A 17,483-nucleotide genomic window follows, 5' to 3' on the forward strand; every position below is an offset into this window, starting at 1 on the left:
ATTGATACGGTCATGACTGATATTCTCAGGATGATGATCAGCATAATTAGTAATGGTGTAGTTTATTTGACTCACCATGAGATATTGGCAATAATCTAGTCGGGTTACTTTGGGCTTTTTCATGACTTTATGCTACTACGTTATTCTTGAGGTTAGCAATACTTATTCGGTTTTGCGTAAGTCCTAAAGGTGATAGAACCACTCATCCAAATCATATAAGTAATATTGTAATGATAACTATGTAAGTTTTCAGTTATGGATTGCTAGGATTTGTGAAAGGAGCTAGTTGTGCCTCGTTATTGCAACCGTGGATTTCGCTATTGCTCCGTCCACGCTACCTACTACATACCTATCAAGCTAATTTTGATGTAGGCTGGGTTTTTAACCCAGCAGGATCTACAAGTTAAGTTTATAGTTATAATTAAGCAGGATTTGTGCTTAATATAGTATGAGTCATCTTTCTAGATTATCTATGAATTCGCTGGGTTAAAAACCCAGCCTACGTGCTACCGTCATCGAGCTTTTGTGGCGAAAAGATACCCCACGTGGTCGCAAAGTCAAAAGGCTTGCCCAGTACATCTTGGCGAAAATTAATATCATCGCGCCAGTGTTTTGCTTTTTCTAATAGGTCAGCAGGAGGTCTATGGCTTATGGGATATCTCGGATATCGGATAAATAAAAGGATGGTGCGTGTTACAAAATAAGCGAACACTTTATAGTGTGTATTGTAACGAGAAAAAGGAAATTTTGCAGCTATGGATTGGTATAATTGTACTGATAGAATTGAGAATTGAGAATTGAGAATTGAGAATTGAGAATTGAGAATTGAGAATTGAGAATTGAGAGTTGGGGTTGAAGTAGGTACAAGGGTAGGTTAGTTTAATATTTAGAGCTTAGCCTATCAGGAGTATTTACTTGAAACCTAGTACACACTTTAAAGAATATAAAGATAACTTACCTCTCGCAGTATTGGTAATTATCATAGCGGTATTAGCGCTTTCACTAGGTGATGCACTAATCAAGTTCACCAGCGCAGAGTTTGTTATCTGGCAAATATTTGTTCTGCGCTCGCTCCTAGTGATGCCTATTCTTCTGCTTTATCTTTGGATTAAAGTGCCAAGTGCTTTATCTGTTCCACCAGCGCTAGGCTGGACAATGCTTCGTAGCGTCATGCTAGTTGGCATGTGGCTCGCTTACTACCTGGCTTTACCAAATCTAGATTTGTCGATTGCTGCCGCGACCTACTATACACTACCTATTTTTATCACTCTTTTTTCAGCCGTATTCATTGGTGACAAAATCAGTCGCCTTGGATGGATGGCGGTAGTTGTCGGATTTTTAGGGGTCTTATTAATACTGCGCCCAAAAGCTGGAGATTTTAACCTCTTTGCTATTTTGCCGTTAATTTCCGCTGTGCTTTATGCCTTGTCAATGATCCTAACTCGTACCAAGTGCCGAGAAGTTAATCCAGTCATGCTATCGCTTGCACTGAACCTGACTTTCGTTGTCGTAGGTACACTGGCTGCGGTTTTGATTTCGTCAATCGTTTCTGAACCACGTAAAGGTTTCTTATTGGCTTCATGGACAAACATGGGGTTCGTAGAATGGGCGTTAATGGCACTGTTGGCAGCTGCAATTCTGATAGGTAGTGTAGGAGCAGCAATTGCTTATCAAAAGGCACCGCCCGCAGTCATTGGTACATTTGACTTTGCGTATGTTGGATTTGCTATATTATGGGGGCTAGTATTTTTTGCCGAAGTTCCAGACATGTTATCTCTAATTGGAATCTTCTTGATTGTCGTAGCAGGATTTATGTCCTTGCGGCAATAATTGCTTCGTTTGCCTATAAATAGTTTTGTAGGATTCTCCCAGCGCACCGAACAGCTCGCAAAAATTAATTTTCTATACGAGGTGGTATTTTGTAAAACGCTTGGTTCAACTAGAAATAAGCTCGTCCCAAATTAGGATTATAAGCTATATCATGGATGAAATATTATGAACAATCTAAAAAATTAATCAGGTATTCTATGACATCATTTAGCGTTGCACTTGGTGTGTTAATCTAAGCTTATAAAAAGGTTGCAAGCTTCTGTATAAAGCTGACTAGAGCCAAAATATACACTAAATGACCACTTTTAGTTTATTAATCAGCCACGCGGATGATGCTCAGCATGTAACTTCTGCAATCTAGCCGTTGCCACATGAGTATATATCTGGGTGGTCGATAAATCGCTATGTCCCAGTAATAACTGTACGCTACGCAAATCCGCACCATGATTTAGCAAATGCGTAGCAAAAGCATGACGCAATGTATGTGGTGATAAGTCTTTATCAATACTGGCAACTTTGGTATATTTCTTTAGCAGATACCAAAAGTTTTGCCGGGTCATATAACCGCCTTGCGCAGTTAAAAATACTGCTTGGCAATTTCCTGCCTTTAAATGAGCAATCAAATCACCGCGTCCATGGGCTAAATAATCTTCAAGCGCATCGGCCGCATATTCTCCTAATGGTACTAAACGGGTTTTATTTCCTTTCCCTGTGATTTGCAGCCAGCCAGCATTAAGATTAACTTGTTCTATTGATAAATTTACTAGCTCACTTACCCGCAGACCACAGGCATATAGCACCTCTAGCATGGCTTTATCACGTAAACCAAGCGCGGTGCTGCTATCAGGCGCAGCCAGTAGATTATCAACATCAGCTTCTGCTAAGTCTTTCGGTAGTGGGCGACCAATCTTTGGAGTTTTAATACGCTCGCAAGGATTGTCTTCACGTAGATTACTGGCAATCATCCATAGATAAAACTGGCGTAGGCTGGAGAGCATCCGTGCTTGGGTACGTGGGGTTTTGCCGTCTTGAGCAAGAATAGATAGGCAATGCAATACTTCATCGAGTTGCCAAAGTGTCAGTGCCGTATGACTGGTCAGCTCACAAGAGCGCAGATCGCGGACATAAGCGTTACGAGTGCGGGTCGCCAAACCACGAGCGAGCATCGCCTGACGAAACTCGGTTATATAAGTCGGCTCGTCATCAACGGCTAGCGCTTTTGGTTGTCGCTGCTGTACGGCACGGTCGCGGCTCATAAGACAATACTCGGTGATTGTACAAGACAGGATAAGGTAAGTTAATTCGTTTAGAATTTTATGATTGAGGTACTAAACACCATAACGAAGTGATTTCCGCACTGCGTGCAGCAAACAGTGGATCAGTGTTGTCTTGGCTGCGACCGTGTTTAGGTTGGGTATCGAGACGGTATTTTACCTCTAAATCAGCATCCGCAAACCAGCCCAATAACTCATCACGGGTTCGCAACTGCAAATGTTCAGCTAAATCCGACAGAATCAACCAGACTTCTCCCTGCTCGGCTAAGTGCTGTTTTGCGCCCTGCAAAAACCCACGCAACATAGCACTATTGGCATCATAGACTCCGTGTTCTAATGGCGAGGTTGGCTTAGCGGGCAACCAAGGTGGATTACAGACAATCAGATTAGCCAATGGAGCGTCAGTCGGAAACAAATCTGCTTGCTGCAACTGCACGGCAGATAACTCTAAACGCGCAAAGTTCTCGCTGGCGCAGGCCAAAGCGCGCGGATTTAAGTCCGTCGCAATAACCTGTTGCACACCGCGCTGCGCCAAGATAATGGCCAGCAAACCGGTTCCGGTACCAATATCTAAGGCGACATCACAAGTATCCGGCAGCGGTGCATCGAGCAACAGCTGCACATACTCATGACGTGTTGGCGCGAAGACCCCATAATGTGGGAAAATTGATAAACCTAAATTTTCAATCGGTACCCCTTTCGCGCGCCATCCCGCCGCGCCTAAGGCCCCTTGCAGGTCACGAAACGAGAGTAAGCACGACTCATCCATCGCCTTATCTAACTGGCCAAAAGCAGCCGTACAGGCAGCACTTACATCGGGGGCGCGACGTAACTGACTGACATAACGGGCATCCAACTTTAATAGCAAACGGCCTAATACGCGCGAACGCTGGGCTTGGGCTTGGCGTTGCTGATGAAACAAATTAGGTAGCTGTTTAGATAACACTTCAGGTATCATTTTAGGTGTTACTGAGGACTCAGCCGTAGGTTCAGCAGATTTATTCTTGTTGGCCGCTTTACTAATTTTGCGCTGCTCACTGCGCTCAATGCGTCGATTGATGGCTTGCAGTAATTGTCGCGCATTGTGAAAATCACCGTGCCAAAGCATTGAAGTGCCCGCGCAGGCTAAGCGATAGGCCTCATCTGCTGTCGTTTTGTCGTCGACCAAAACAATACGCGCGGGCGGCACTTGATTGCTTTCAGACAACCAGCGGGCATTACATAAGGTTTCGTTTTCGTGCCACTGCACATACTGCTTTTCTGTTGGTAACACGCTGCCTACCTTTAACCTGTGAATGATATGTTCCCTATAACGCAAAGATATCTTGGCGTTATGTTAAGCGCTCTTTTTCTTTACTAAATAGCGATACGTTGGCGCATCATTCATCGTTTCTTGATGGACAAGCGTGTGCCCCAAATGACGGCAAAAATTAGGAATGTCGCGCGTGGTAGCCGGATCGGTAGCGATTATTTCGATGATATCGCCGCCATCCGCTTTACGAATAGTCTTATGCAGCATCATTACTGGCTCAGGACAAATCAGCCCTTGAGTGTCTAAATGATGGTTAATAGAGATGTCTAGTATTGAAGTTGTCATAGTCATTTTTTTAAATTGAATGAGTTAAATGCAATTTTTCTGCCAAATGTACTTACTTATAATGGCTTATTATCCAAATCAGTAGCGATATCCATAGATGTCTCTTCAGCGGTTTCTGATAAATCATCTACTTCTAAAAAGTCAAAAAAACGCTTAAAACTAACTTTAAATAAGAATGCCACACCAAGCCATGAGGCCAACCCTAGCCAAGCGGTATCAGCAAACAGTAGCCCGCCGATAAGAATAATGCTCGAGACCCCAATAGTCATTATAACCATCGAGGCCTGGTTGAGCCGATAGCGATAAATAATAAAGGCATCATAAAGCGTCATAGGAATGGTCAGGGCAATCAGCACATAGGGTAGATTAAAAAACAATCGATACAGCAGCTGGTTGTCATGAAACATCTTTATGCTAGCAATTGTCCCAAATACCATAAAGGCAAAAATAGCGGCATAAATCAGGTACACCGCAATTTGGTTTAGTCGCTGTGCGCCTTTAATACGAGTAACCGCAAGCGGAGTAAAGCCGTACTGCGTAGATTGATTTGGGGCATTGGTCATAACAATCAGCCGTCTTTTAGGTAAATATTATTAACAGAGTTATAAATGTGCTGATAATTTTTGGTCTGACTACCACTTGTCTGACAGTTGCCTTAATCAGCTTGGATGGCATCAATTGCTATGCCGCTACTAGGCTCAGCGAAGTAAGTAGACATCAAGATACAGGCAGAGATATCATCAATCGGATCGCGCTGATTTTTAATCCAACCGTTCTCCCATGCCAGCTCGCGCGCTTCTACTGAGGTCAAGCGCTCATCACAAAGTATCACGGTTGCCGGTGAGTGCTGCTCTAAAAGGCGATGAGCCAACCTACGTGCGAACTTATGCGCGCGCTTCGAGAGCATGGAGCTGCTGCCATCCATATTTAGCGGTAGCCCAACGACCACTTGTGCGACGGCCCAAACTTTGATTATACCAATTAAGTTATCCCAGTCAGGTTGCCCATTATTCATCGCTAGAATATCGAATGCGCGCGCGGTCTCGGTAATAGTATTACCTAGTGCCATGCCCATCTTTTTAACCCCATAATCTAGTGCTAATATCAGATGAGGTTTAGTGGCGGGCTCAGCAACACTGGTATCATTAATTTTGTCGATTTCTTTGTCAATTTCTTTGTCAATTTCGATGTCGGTCTCACTATCTACCATAGTAGGGGACGTTTCCTATATTTTTTTATAGTGTATTGAGGTTAGCTTAGTTATTAAGCGTGACCAATATCACTGCTTAGATAATCAAAATTGACCCCAATCTTATCTGCGGCTAGCTGCCAGCGTTCTTCAAAAGGCGTATCGAACAATAAAGTTAAATCAGCAGGGCAAACCAGCCAATCACCATTATCAAGCTCGCGCTCAAGCTGCTTTTTACCCCAGCTAGCATGGCCTAAGCACAGTTGGTAATGCCCGACCCCTTGACCTGCAGCAATACGTTTAAGAATATCTTGACTGGTCGTAATACAGACGTTCTCAGAGATAGCAAATGAGGAAGCCCACTCTGGCTGACCTGTATGCAGTACAAAACCCACTTCAGGGTACACAGGGCCACCTTCTAACGCCAAATCCTCCATCACCTGTGTATCAGTGACTTCGATATCTAAATCTTCTAGCAGCTTGCCTACCCGCGATTGCTCTAGCGGACGGTTGACTATCAGACCAAGGGCGCCTTGTTTATCATGGCGACAGATATAGATCAGCGCCTGCTCAAACCTAGGGTCTGACAGCTCTGGTGCCGCAATTAAAAAATGATGGGTCAAGTTAGCTCTAGGCATAGGGGTAAGTACAATATAAAAGGGGTGGGGCACTACTATATGGTGATACTGAGCCAAAAATCAACTGAAGCCAAAAATCACTGATGTCAGAGATGGAGCTGGCTGGCAAATATTAACTGGTGGCAATATTAAACGTTATTAACTCACGAGTATTTATAAGCAACTTGTTATTCAACGGCTTTACTTAACATCAGTTAGCAAGCTTCTCGCATGATCACGAGTTACGTCGCTGATAGTAATACCGCCGGACATTCGTGCCAGCTCATCTACTTGGGCGTTATCAGTCAAGATAAGCAGCTCGCTTTGGGTCTGCTCATGATGATGTTTTTGCACTAAAATATGCTGGTGCGCTTGCGCCGCGACTTGCGCTTGATGAGTAATGGCCAATAGTTGCTGAGTCTGACCCAAGGCACGAAGTAGTTCACCGACCACTTGCGCAGTACCACCACTGATACCGACATCAACTTCATCAAAGACTAACATCGGCTTGGCGGCATTATTATCCGCATTGGTCGCTTGCAGCACCTGCATGACTAATGCCATTCGTGACAGCTCACCGCCGGAAGCGATTTTATATAGCGGCTGCATTGGCATGCCAACGTTAGCGCTAAATAATAGGTCAATATCGTAGCAGCCTTGAGCACTATAATGGGCTGGGTCTGCTTTTTTAGTAAAGACAAATTCACAGCGTGCATTGGGTAGTGCCAGCGGTTGCAACTGCGCAATCAGCTGCGTACAAATAGTCGGGGCGGCCTGCGATCGCTCCTCATTCAATTGAGTTGCCAGCTGCAGGTATTCTTGCCAGGCTTGCTCAATTTGCGCGGCCAAGACATCACTACTAGGCTCATTTTCTAACTGCTCTAATTGCTGCTCCCAAGCCTGCGCTTCGGTGATTAAATCGCTTACTGGCAAGTTATGCTTGCGTGACAAGCGATGACCTAAACTTATCATGCTATCTAATGCTTGCAGCCGCTCAGGATCAGGCAGTTGTTGCTCAGCATAGTCTGAGAGCATCGCCGTTACCTCGGTAATTTGCTGTTGTGCTAAATGCAGCTGCTCTGAGGCCTGCTCAAAAGTTTGACTGACACCCATCTGATGGTCACACAGCTTGATAGCTTGTCCGAGCAGGGTCATTACATCCGGCTCATCAGTATCATTATCCAATAGATGCAGACCCTGACTGGCTTCTTGCATCAAGGCTTCAATATTAGACAGCTCTTCGTGCTCCGCTTCGATCTCGAAATAATCAACGCTCAGTAGCGGCGAGATATCAGCAAGTTGGCTTTGCAGTAACTGAATTCTATCTTGACGTTGAGCCTCACGACTAGCAATATCATCAGCACGGCGTTTTAGCTGCTGATACTGCTGATAGCTACTTGCCGTTTGTGCCACTAATGACGTTATCTGTGCCATCTCATCAAGCCATTGCACTACAAACTGCGGCTTAAGCAATGCTTGCTGGGCGTGCTGACTATGAATATTAACCAGCAAGGCGCCCAAGCTTTTAAGCTCAGCCAGACTAACAGGTGTGCCGTTTAGCCATGCCTTTGAGCGTCCATTGCTACTTAGCTGCCGGCGAATCAATACTTCTGGCTCATCTAATAGTCGATCATGCTCAGCAAACCAATCAGCGACGACACTGTTGTCTTGAACATCGAACTGAGCATAAATATCAGCGTTAGCGGCGCCATGCCTTACCATGGCACTGTCTGCTCGCTCACCGACGCATAAGGATAGAGCATCAAGTAGCAGCGACTTGCCAGCTCCTGTTTCACCAGTGATGACATTAAAGCCTTCAGCAACGCTCAGCTCATGCTTGGCTATTAACGCAAACTGATATAAAGTTAGTGATAACAGCATCAACGCCTCTCATGGCAGACAATTAACATCGAATAAGATCCTCGGTGAGTCATATCTAAAATAGGTAGGTACTTATTAGTAAAAGGTAGGTATTATTAAGTAGGTAGCATTGATAAATAATATGGTGTCAAAATACTCTAAATACAAATTTTAGAGATGACCAAGCACATAAATCTACATAGAATAGCGCCTATAAAATCAATAAAAATAGTTGTTAATAAACATCGTAATGATAGTTAGACTAACGATAAGCTTTATCAAAAGCAACTGTATTCAAAACAGAGTACTGAGCAATTTACTTTGAGGTAATTTTATAATATCGGTGCTCAAGGTATAATTGCAAACACTACCTTGCTTTATAGCAGTCAAGCATGATTAAGATAACTGAAAAATACTGACCCCAATCAGTAACAAAAATTTCAGCTGGGTTGTAACAAAATTTGTAGATATAATGTGGTAGCATAATCTCACATAATGATAAACTCTTGCTACAATCTCTACATACGTGGCGATACATTATAAGAAGTCAGCGCGTTGTAGGACAGTGTACTGTTAGTAAAGTGATCAACTAACTCAGTACTTTAAAGAGTTTGATTGAAATTCTTTATCTGTATCTGAAGCCTTTACGTGGTTTTAGATACAACCCCTCAACCATGATTCAATCAGTCGCTTATTTTTTAGTTTAGCAATAATTATTTGATAAGGAAGCCACTATGACAGCGGCAAAATTTACCAATGTGACGGTCAATTCTCAGGCCACTATATCTTATGATGGGCGTTGTTCAAGCCACACCATCATGTTTGAGGACGGTCGCCATAAAACATTAGGCGTCATACTACCCTGTGATAATATTGTCGAACACTATCACTTTAGCACCAATACCTCTGAGCGTATCGAAATCATCAGCGGTGAGTGTGAAGTCAAAATCAATGGTGATGAGGAATTCAGCTACTACCGCGCTGGACAATCATTTGTGGTCGAAGGTAATAGCGGGTTTAACTTACGTACTGAAGAAATCGTCCAGTATGTCTGTCACTTAGAAGGCTAATGTTAATTATCCAGTAAACTATAAAACTATAGCCCAAATATTAGAGCTATAGCTTGAACCTGTAGCTCAAAACTGTAGACCGTCAACTTAGAAATCGTAGCATTATCAATTGAAAATAAAACAAATAAGATCACTCTGATTTTGTTTGTTTCTTTTTAATGAGACCGTCTACAACCGCATGTTACTTCTATTCTATTAGCCTATCTTATTTAGCGATAGCCAACTTTTAATTTTTAATCAGCAGGCCTGTTATGGCAAAACCCAGCTATTTTTATGGCATCCATGCTATCGATGCTTTACTTGAATATCGTCCTCTCGATGCGCTAAGTTTATTTGTACAGCAAGGACGCGAAACCGACAGTCATGTACAAGCTATTATTGCGCAAGCGAAAGCGAATGGTATCAGTCTTCAACCTACCCAAAAAGACAATCTGACCCAGTTGTGTGGCAGCCCGCAGCATCAAGGAGTAGTACTCCATGCCCGTCCGTTGAGTTTCGCAGATGATGGCTTGCTGGATACCATTACCGGACGCGATCAGTGTTTACTGCTGGTACTCGATCAGATTACCGATGCGCATAACTTTGGTGCTTGTCTACGCACGGCAGTAGCAATGGGTGTCGATGCCGTTATTTGCCCGAAGCATCATGCGGCTAGCCTAACGCCGACGGTTGCTAAGGTATCGGTTGGTGCAGCAGAGATGATGCCTATTATCAGCGTGACCAATCTGGCGCGCACGCTATCGAAGATCAAAAATGCCGGCATATTTGTATTCGGTACCGCACTCAATGCCGATGCCAAACCCATACATGCCGCAGATTTGACTGGCAAAACCGCGCTTGTTATGGGTTCGGAAGGTGACGGTATGCGCCGCTTAACCACTGAAAGCTGTGATGAGCTGGTTTATATTCCGATGTCAGGTAACGAGCATGGCAATCTACAAAGCCTTAATGTTAGTGTCGCTACCGGCATGGCGCTTTATGAGATCAATCGGCAGCGTACTTTAGCTGCTGGGCAAGGGTAAGATAGTTCTGATGCAAAGGCTTTAGTTGCAAATGTAGGCTGGCCAAATCACCTTCATTGACGACAACGTCATCAGCATGAAGGTTGCGTTCTTCGCGATTAAGTTGATTGACCATAATGGCTCTAATCTTTGCCGCGTTTTGCTCATCACGTAGACTTGCACGCGCAAGCTGCGTGTCCTCGGTCGCATCAATGACTAAGATACGCTGACATAGATTGGCCAATCCTGCTTCTGATGCCTCAATGAGCAAAGGTGCCGATAGCACTACATAAGCTGATGTGCTGGCCGCTAACTGTATTTTTGCCGCTTCACGTATTGCTGGATGAGTAATGGCTTCAAGTTCAATCAGCGCCTCAGGATGAGTAAATACGTGCGCACGTACCAGCGCGCGATCCATTTCTCCTGCAGCATTAATCACCCAATCCCCGAATTTTCTCTGGATTTTACGTAAGGTTGCGCTACCTTTAGTAACCACCTCATGGGCAATCACGTCAGCATCGATAATATCGATTCCTTGTTCAGCAAACCAGTTAGTGGCAGCGGACTTACCACTACCGATACCCCCGGTTAACCCAACTACTAAGGTTTTGTTTTTAGCTTGCTGACGCGTCAGGTTAGTATTAGTAACCGCGTGGTGAGACGTTGAATTAAAGTTTGTTGACATATAAATGACTTATTTGGCTGATAGAATAAAAAATAAAAACAACTAATAAATATAATAGGCAGGATCTAGCAATATGACGACAATGGAGGGTTATAACCGCTATTGCCTTTAAACGTACATGCCCAAATACCAATTGACGATATTTGAGCCATATAGTAACGCGATGATTCCAGCGATAGCGATATAAGGACCAAAGGCGAAAGGTTGGCTCTCGCCCTGTTTCTTCATCAAAATAATACCAATAATTGAGCCGAGTAAAGATGACAATAGAATTATGAGTGGCAACATTAGTGGCCCAAGCCACGCGCCCATTACTGCTAATAGTTTAAAGTCACCTTGGCCCATACCGTGTTTTTTGGTGATCAAATAAAATACTTTGACCACTACCCATAGTGATAAAAACCCTAGTAATAGGCCCCAAATTGACTGAGTTGGCGTTACAAACCAGCTTTGGGAGTTGACCGCTAGGCCGAGCCCTGCTAATGGAAAGGTAAGGCGATCGGGTAGTAGCTGGGTATCAAAATCGATGCCTGTTAGGGCAATGAGCGTCCATACCAATATCAATGCTGATAGACCCACTGCATTAACCCCAAAATGATAAACAACCACTGCTGTTAATAGCGCGGTGACCAGTTCAACGATAGGATAACGTAGCCCAATAGCTGCTTTACAGTCAGAGCAGCGACCGCGTAAAACCACCCAGCTTATTAAGGGAATGTTTTCATACCACTTAACTTTATGCGCGCAGTGAGGGCAGCGTGAGGCCGGTAGACTTAAAGTAATGGGAACATCATTAGCGACCATGCGAGTCAATGCTGCTGAATGTTCAGGATTCATATCCGCTTGTTGAGATAAGAACTGGCCACACTCTTGTCGCCAGCCATAGACCATCATTAGTGGAATACGGTGAATCACTACATTTAAAAAACTGCCTACGCAAAGACCTAGTAGCGCAAACACGACTAAAGCCAAGCTCATATTATCTTGTAATAACGGTATCAATTGCATCAAGTCGCTGTCCTTCAATTAGCCTTTAGCCTACCACGGAGCCCATCTGGAAGATTGGCAAGTACATGGCAATCACTAAGCCACCGACCAACACACCTAACACCGCCATAATTATTGGTTCCATTAAGCTGGTTAAGCCATCGACCGCGTTATCGACTTCGTTTTCATAATAGACAGCTACCTTCTCCAGCATCTCCTCTAAACTACCGGACTCTTCACCGATACCCACCATCTGGATGGCCATACTCGGAAATACGTTGGTTGTGCGCATTGAAAACTGTAATTGTTGGCCTGTGGAAACATCGTTTTTTATTTGTTGAGTGGCATTATAAAACACCACATTATTGGTTGCCCCAGCAGTGGATTCTAGAGCATCAATCAGTGGCACACCAGCGGCAAAAGTAGTAGATAGCGTACGAGCAAAACGAGCGATAATGGCTTGATAGGCAATATTACCAACTATCGGCGCCTTTAATGTAGCACGGTCTAAAAAATCGCGAAACTTCTTAGATCGTTTTTTAGCCTCTGAAAAACCAACAATGGCAGCGCCAATCACAATAATTAAAATGAACCACCAAGCTTGCATCCACTCAGACATGCCCACCACCATTTGAGTAAACGCCGGTAGCTCTGCGCCAAAAGACTCAAATAGATCTGAGAATACTGGTACTACTTTAATCAGCAAGATCATAGTGACAATGACAGCGACCACGATGACCGCAATAGGATACTTCACAGCTTTTTTAATTTTCGCTTTGAGTAGCTCGCTCTTTTCTTTATAAGTCGCCACCCGTTCAAGCATGGTTTCTAGGGCACCTGACTGCTCACCAGAATCGACCAGCGAACAAAACAAATCATCAAAGTAGCGTGGATGTTTGCGAAGGGCAGAGGCAAAAGTACCGCCAGCCTCAATATCAGCCTTTATCTGTAGGACCAAATCTTTCATACTGGGATTATCAAGTGAGTCAGCGACAATCTCAAAAGATTGGGTCAAGGGGACGCCTGCTTTCATCATAGTTGCCAATTGCCGCGCAAAAATCGCAATATCAATGGGCTTAATGGGCTTTTTAAAGGTGTATAGTGGCTTGGGCTTTTTCTTGATACCCTTAACAGTGATGCCCTGTTTACGTAAAGTCGCTTTGGCCAGCTCCAAACTACGACTGGTAGTCTCACCTTTGACTTTTTGTCCGCGTCGGTTAACCCCATCATAGATAAAGTCTAACAGCATATCGGTCTTAGCTTTCGCCATGTTTCTACCCTCAAATTTTGTCTAAGATGGACTTCTTAAAAAATAGAACAATGCCCGAACTAAGGTATAAATGTATATGTATTATTTTAGCGTAAAAAATCAGTGATTAATCAATGATTGTAAGTTTTAAGGCTTTTATTTTAGGTACTATTGACTACTGAAAGCTATTTATAGGAGTTTGAACTATAAAAGACTAAATTTTGAAAGTATTAAAGCTTAAGAGCTAGCTGTATTTCGGTTTATAGTCGCACATTCATAGCTGTTATTCAGAGGTGACCCGCATCATTTCTTGAATACTGGTTACCCCCTGTAATACTTTTAAAATGCCAGAGCGGCGCAAATCCCTAAAGCCATTCTTGAGTGCTGCATCTTTAATATCAATGGCATTACCGTCTTCCATGATTATGCGCGAAATATCTGGGCTTACTTTCATGACCTCATAGATACCCACCCGACCTTTATAACCATCGCGGCATTCGCCACAGCCTACAGGTTCATAGATCGTGTTATCTGGATTGTCCAAATCAACGTCAGCAAAACCAATTTCAAGCAAGCTTTGGCGTGGAATATTGACAGCTTTTTTACAGTTCTTACATAAGCGCCGCGCTAGCCTTTGCGCGATAACTAGGTTCACTGAGGTGGCAATGTTAAATGACGCTACTCCCATGTTACGCAGACGCGTTAAGGTCTCAGGAGCAGAGTTGGTATGCAGAGTTGAAAGTACCATATGACCGGTTTGTGCCGCCTTAATAGCAATCTCGGCAGTCTCAAGGTCACGAATTTCACCTACCATGACGATATCTGGATCTTGGCGTAAGAACGATTTAAGAGCATTAGAAAAGGTCAATCCTACTTTCGGGTTGACGTTAACTTGATTAATACCTTCAAGGTTAATCTCGACCGGATCTTCAGCGGTCGAAATATTGGTCTCTCCAGTATTGAGAATATTAATGCCAGTGTAGAGTGATACCGTCTTACCGGAGCCGGTAGGTCCCGTAATCAGTAACATCCCTTGCGGTTTATGAAGTGCTTCTAAGAACATTTCTTCTTGATCTGGCTCATAGCCTAGAGCTTCAATACCAAGCATTGCTGATGAGGGGTCTAAAATACGTAAAACTAGTTTTTCACCGAATAGGGTTGGTAAGGAGTTTACCCGAAAGTCGATGGCTTTATCTTTAGATATTTTAAGCTTGATACGTCCATCTTGCGGGACACGGCGCTCAGAGATGTCCATTTGTGACATGACTTTTAGACGTGCAGCAATTTTACTGGCCAGCTGTACCGGTGGATTGGCCATTTTCTGCATAACCCCATCGACTCGAAAGCGTACCCGAAAGGTTTTTTCATACGGCTCGAAATGTAGATCGGAGGCGCCCATGCGGATAGCATCAACCAGCATTTTATTGACAAACTTTACTACTGGCGCTTCATCGACACTATCAGAAAGTTTGGTTTCGCTCTCATCATCACTGGTCTCTTCAAAGTCGATGTTTAAGTCGCTATCAGCAAAACTACCGAAGTTTTGCATGCTGTCTTCATAAACGCTATCAATACGTTTTTTAAGTTTATCTTCTTCGACTATCACGATCTCAACAGACAACCGCGAATTAAAGGCAATCGCATCAATCGCGTCGATACGTGTGGGATCACTCAAGGCGACAAACAATCGCTGTCCACGCTTAAAGATTGGTAGTGCATTAAACTTACGGACTATTTTTTCATCAACTAAGTCTTTTGGAATCACATCGTTACTGAGTGCATTGAGATCAAATAGCGACTCACCGAATGCTTGTGACAGCATTTGTGCCAACTGATAAGCCTTGGCTACTTTATTATCTACCAGATAAGGCACCAGTCCTATTTGCTGCCGCTGCGACTCAGTCTGCGCCGTTTTCATATGCGCTTCGCTGACAACGCCTTCGCTAACCAGTTGCTGCGCTAAACCACCAAACTTGCTAGTTGTGGTAGACATTACTATCTCTCCTTGGTGCTGAATGTGCCATAAACTTATATAAAACCAAAACACTATTTATAGTGTAGTGCTCGTTTTATATAGGGCTATTTACCGACAAAGTCTGCTGTTACTGTATCAATGGGCTGGCTATTGGCCGCATGCGGTTTTTTATTAATATTGTTTTATAACGACTGAATTGTTTATCGACTGATTTTAGATTGACGCTATTGAAAATTCTAATTTGGCTGGTTTAAAAGGCCATTAACAACAGAACACATCCTTCAGCACTATACTATAACTATAGCACTTGTGAAATATTTGTTATACTTGCGCGCATATTAGCCGAATCGGCAATGATGAATACAAGGTAGATGAGTAATGCAAGCTTGGGTAATTGGAAATTGGAAGCAGAATCCAGCAACGAGTAACGACGTCAATGCACTTATGGATGATCTATTAACAGCCATTACCGCTGAAGAGTCAACTAGGGCAGGCACAACGAAACACTGTCAGTTGATGATAGCACCAAGTTGTATTCATATATCAGCTGCCAGTACGCGCCTGCAAGGGTCTTCCATATTGTGCGCCGCTCAAGATATCAGCGCTCATAGTGCTACTACTGGAGCCTATACCGGTGATTGCTCAGCGCAGCAAGTGACCGATGCGGGCGCAATATGGACGCTAATTGGACACTCTGAGCGTCGACAGTATCATCAAGAATCTCATGATTTGCTTGTACAGAAACTTGATAATGCCCTTAAGCAAAATCTAGGAATCGTGCTATGTATCGGTGAAACTCAAGCGCAATATGATGCTAACAGCACCTTTGACGTACTTGACGAGCAGCTAGCCGTAATAAAAGAGTTGTTAGAACAACAGGCAAACCAGCAGTCAGGCCAACAATCAGCTGCGCCGTCCGATTTTGCTATCACTTTATCCGAACGACTAATCATTGCTTACGAACCCGTTTGGGCCATTGGCACCGGCAAAGTGCCAACCGTAGCTGAGGTGAGCGCCACTCATAAATATATCAAGCAAACTATAAGCAGTTTTGCGGCACCCTTATCTACCGTTAGTGTGTTATATGGTGGTAGTGTCAATGCTGATAATGCCGATAGTTTTGCGGCAGATCCTATGATAGACGGGGCACTGGTTGGTGGCGCCTCATTAAAAGCAGAAAGCTTTTTAGCAATCGCTGAAGCCTTTGACCGAGCCAAAACTTAGTTAATATCGCTAAAGCTTATATGCCTAGCAACCGTATAGCATTCAAAATGTCTTTGTAAGTCAATAAAAGTGGGTTTAACAGTGCCCTTGCAATCGTGTACAATGCGCCTTATTTAACGTCATTGTACTTTTATAATCATTGTACTTCTATAATCATTGTACTTCTATATACCTAGTATTAGACCCTAAGATTTAACTCCCGTTATCAGTCGTCATTACGCGGCAAAAGAGGCCACCATGTTTACGTTTATATTAGCCCTGCACATTATCGTGGCCATTGCCATGATTGGCTTGATTTTGATACAGCATGGCAAAGGGGCAGACGCTGGGGCTTCTTTTGGTGCTGGTTCGTCTGGAACCGTATTTGGCGCGGCGGGGACAGCAAACTTTTTGACCCGTGCTACGGGAGCATTAACAGTAGTGTTTTTTATAACCAGTATGACGCTTGCTGTAAACGCGCGTAAGCAAGCTGAAGATCAGTTTCGTTTAGATGCGCCAGTTTCAGCGCCGCAAACGCCGCGTCCTTTGACAGAAAATCCTCAGTAGCTGTATTTAACTCAACCTTTTATAGTGGTAGTACCTGCTATATAGTTTCTGCGTTTTTTTATTGGCAGCTCTTGCTATTGTAGTGTGTTAGTTTTACAATGCTTTCCTGTTTTGGCAGTCTGCACTTCTCGTAAGTACCATCCTCATGGTATAGCACAATAGAATAAGAGCAGTAAGCTAAAACAGGTTAGTAAAAAAAGTTAAAGCAACAAGTAGACATAAGCGATTGTGGTGGAATGGTAGACACGCTACCTTGAGGGGGTAGTGGCGCAAGCTGTGGGGGTTCAAGTCCCCCCAATCGCACCAACTTTTTTTATACTGAACAATATTAAGTTAGTAATTATAGCAACGCTGTTTTTAGTTTAAAGTTTATTTAAAA

16 protein-coding genes, 1 tRNA gene and 1 pseudogene are annotated in these 17,483 nt (G+C 43.5%); 6 read left to right on the forward strand and 12 right to left on the reverse strand.

Features of this window, described 5'->3' with window-relative positions; all coding sequences use genetic code 11:
• Positions 1 to 505: 505 nt before the first annotated feature.
• Positions 506 to 652 (reverse strand): annotated as a pseudogene (locus JMX97_RS13690) (methyltransferase); the annotation flags it as partial.
• Positions 653 to 915: 263 nt separating this feature from the next.
• On the opposite strand from JMX97_RS13690, the gene JMX97_RS00645 reads away from it, so the two are divergent.
• A complete protein-coding gene (locus JMX97_RS00645) occupies positions 916 to 1,830 on the forward strand; it encodes a DMT family transporter (RefSeq protein WP_201554098.1) in 915 nt (304 codons plus the stop codon).
• Between the two features lie 317 nt (positions 1,831 to 2,147).
• Here the strand turns inward: JMX97_RS00645 and xerD are convergent, their stop codons facing one another.
• From xerD to recN, 7 genes are all read right to left on the reverse strand, one after another.
• A complete protein-coding gene (gene xerD, locus JMX97_RS00650) occupies positions 2,148 to 3,086 on the reverse strand; it encodes a site-specific tyrosine recombinase XerD (protein WP_201554099.1) in 939 nt (312 codons plus the stop codon).
• Between the two features lie 58 nt (positions 3,087 to 3,144).
• The gene (locus tag JMX97_RS00655) at positions 3,145 to 4,377 is read right to left on the reverse strand and encodes a methyltransferase (RefSeq protein ID WP_201554100.1); all 1,233 of its coding nucleotides are present in this window, start codon (positions 4,375 to 4,377) and stop codon (positions 3,145 to 3,147) included.
• A gap of 63 nt (positions 4,378 to 4,440) precedes the next feature.
• Entirely contained in the window at positions 4,441 to 4,701 is a 261-nt protein-coding gene (gene tusA, locus JMX97_RS00660; protein ID WP_201554101.1) for a sulfurtransferase TusA, read from the reverse strand.
• A gap of 56 nt (positions 4,702 to 4,757) precedes the next feature.
• Positions 4,758 to 5,264, reverse strand: coding sequence for a hypothetical protein (locus JMX97_RS00665; RefSeq protein WP_201554102.1), 507 nt, complete (start codon positions 5,262 to 5,264; stop codon positions 4,758 to 4,760).
• 92 nt (positions 5,265 to 5,356) lie between these two features.
• Positions 5,357 to 5,911 carry a Holliday junction resolvase RuvX gene (gene ruvX / locus JMX97_RS00670; RefSeq protein WP_201554105.1) on the reverse strand — a complete coding sequence of 185 codons (555 nt, stop codon included), beginning with the start codon at positions 5,909 to 5,911 and terminating at the stop codon, positions 5,357 to 5,359.
• A 53-nt stretch (positions 5,912 to 5,964) separates the two neighbouring features.
• Positions 5,965 to 6,528 (reverse strand): YqgE/AlgH family protein, encoded by a 564-nt coding sequence (locus JMX97_RS00675; protein ID WP_201554108.1) that lies wholly within the window; start codon positions 6,526 to 6,528, stop codon positions 5,965 to 5,967.
• Between the two features lie 180 nt (positions 6,529 to 6,708).
• Positions 6,709 to 8,388 (reverse strand): DNA repair protein RecN, encoded by a 1,680-nt coding sequence (gene recN / locus JMX97_RS00680; RefSeq protein ID WP_201554111.1) that lies wholly within the window; start codon positions 8,386 to 8,388, stop codon positions 6,709 to 6,711.
• Positions 8,389 to 9,101: 713 nt separating this feature from the next.
• Between recN and JMX97_RS00685 the strand changes: the two genes are divergently transcribed.
• Both JMX97_RS00685 and rlmB read left to right on the forward strand, forming a co-directional pair.
• Positions 9,102 to 9,437, forward strand: coding sequence for a pyrimidine/purine nucleoside phosphorylase (locus JMX97_RS00685; RefSeq protein ID WP_201554113.1), 336 nt, complete (start codon positions 9,102 to 9,104; stop codon positions 9,435 to 9,437).
• Positions 9,438 to 9,688: 251 nt separating this feature from the next.
• On the forward strand, positions 9,689 to 10,459 hold the full coding sequence (gene rlmB, locus JMX97_RS00690) for a 23S rRNA (guanosine(2251)-2'-O)-methyltransferase RlmB (protein WP_201554115.1): 771 nt from the start codon (positions 9,689 to 9,691) through the stop codon (positions 10,457 to 10,459).
• Here rlmB and coaE read toward each other — a convergent pair.
• The 4 genes from coaE to pilB form a co-directional block, all read right to left on the reverse strand.
• Entirely contained in the window at positions 10,422 to 11,123 is a 702-nt protein-coding gene (gene coaE, locus JMX97_RS00695) for a dephospho-CoA kinase (RefSeq protein ID WP_201554117.1), read from the reverse strand. The two genes, rlmB and coaE, sit on opposite strands and share 38 nt — an antisense overlap.
• 108 nt (positions 11,124 to 11,231) lie before the next feature.
• Complete coding sequence (locus tag JMX97_RS00700) at positions 11,232 to 12,131, reverse strand: prepilin peptidase (protein ID WP_201554330.1); 900 nt, start codon at positions 12,129 to 12,131, stop codon at positions 11,232 to 11,234.
• Positions 12,132 to 12,156: 25 nt separating this feature from the next.
• A complete protein-coding gene (locus JMX97_RS00705; RefSeq protein ID WP_201554119.1) occupies positions 12,157 to 13,380 on the reverse strand; it encodes a type II secretion system F family protein in 1,224 nt (407 codons plus the stop codon).
• Positions 13,381 to 13,642: 262 nt separating this feature from the next.
• Positions 13,643 to 15,352, reverse strand: a complete 1,710-nt coding sequence (gene pilB / locus JMX97_RS00710) for a type IV-A pilus assembly ATPase PilB (RefSeq protein ID WP_201554121.1) — start codon at positions 15,350 to 15,352, stop codon at positions 13,643 to 13,645.
• 360 nt (positions 15,353 to 15,712) lie between these two features.
• On the opposite strand from pilB, the gene tpiA reads away from it, so the two are divergent.
• From tpiA to JMX97_RS00725, 3 genes are all read left to right on the forward strand, one after another.
• Positions 15,713 to 16,558, forward strand: coding sequence for a triose-phosphate isomerase (gene tpiA, locus JMX97_RS00715; protein ID WP_201554123.1), 846 nt, complete (start codon positions 15,713 to 15,715; stop codon positions 16,556 to 16,558).
• Between the two features lie 237 nt (positions 16,559 to 16,795).
• The gene (gene secG, locus JMX97_RS00720; RefSeq protein WP_201554125.1) at positions 16,796 to 17,104 is read left to right on the forward strand and encodes a preprotein translocase subunit SecG; all 309 of its coding nucleotides are present in this window, start codon (positions 16,796 to 16,798) and stop codon (positions 17,102 to 17,104) included.
• A gap of 222 nt (positions 17,105 to 17,326) precedes the next feature.
• Positions 17,327 to 17,410: transfer RNA gene (locus JMX97_RS00725), tRNA-Leu, on the forward strand.
• The last annotated feature ends 73 nt before the right edge of the window (positions 17,411 to 17,483 follow it).

This window comes from Psychrobacter sp. 72-O-c (assembly GCF_904846605.1).
Classification (GTDB): Bacteria; Pseudomonadota; Gammaproteobacteria; order Pseudomonadales; family Moraxellaceae; genus Psychrobacter.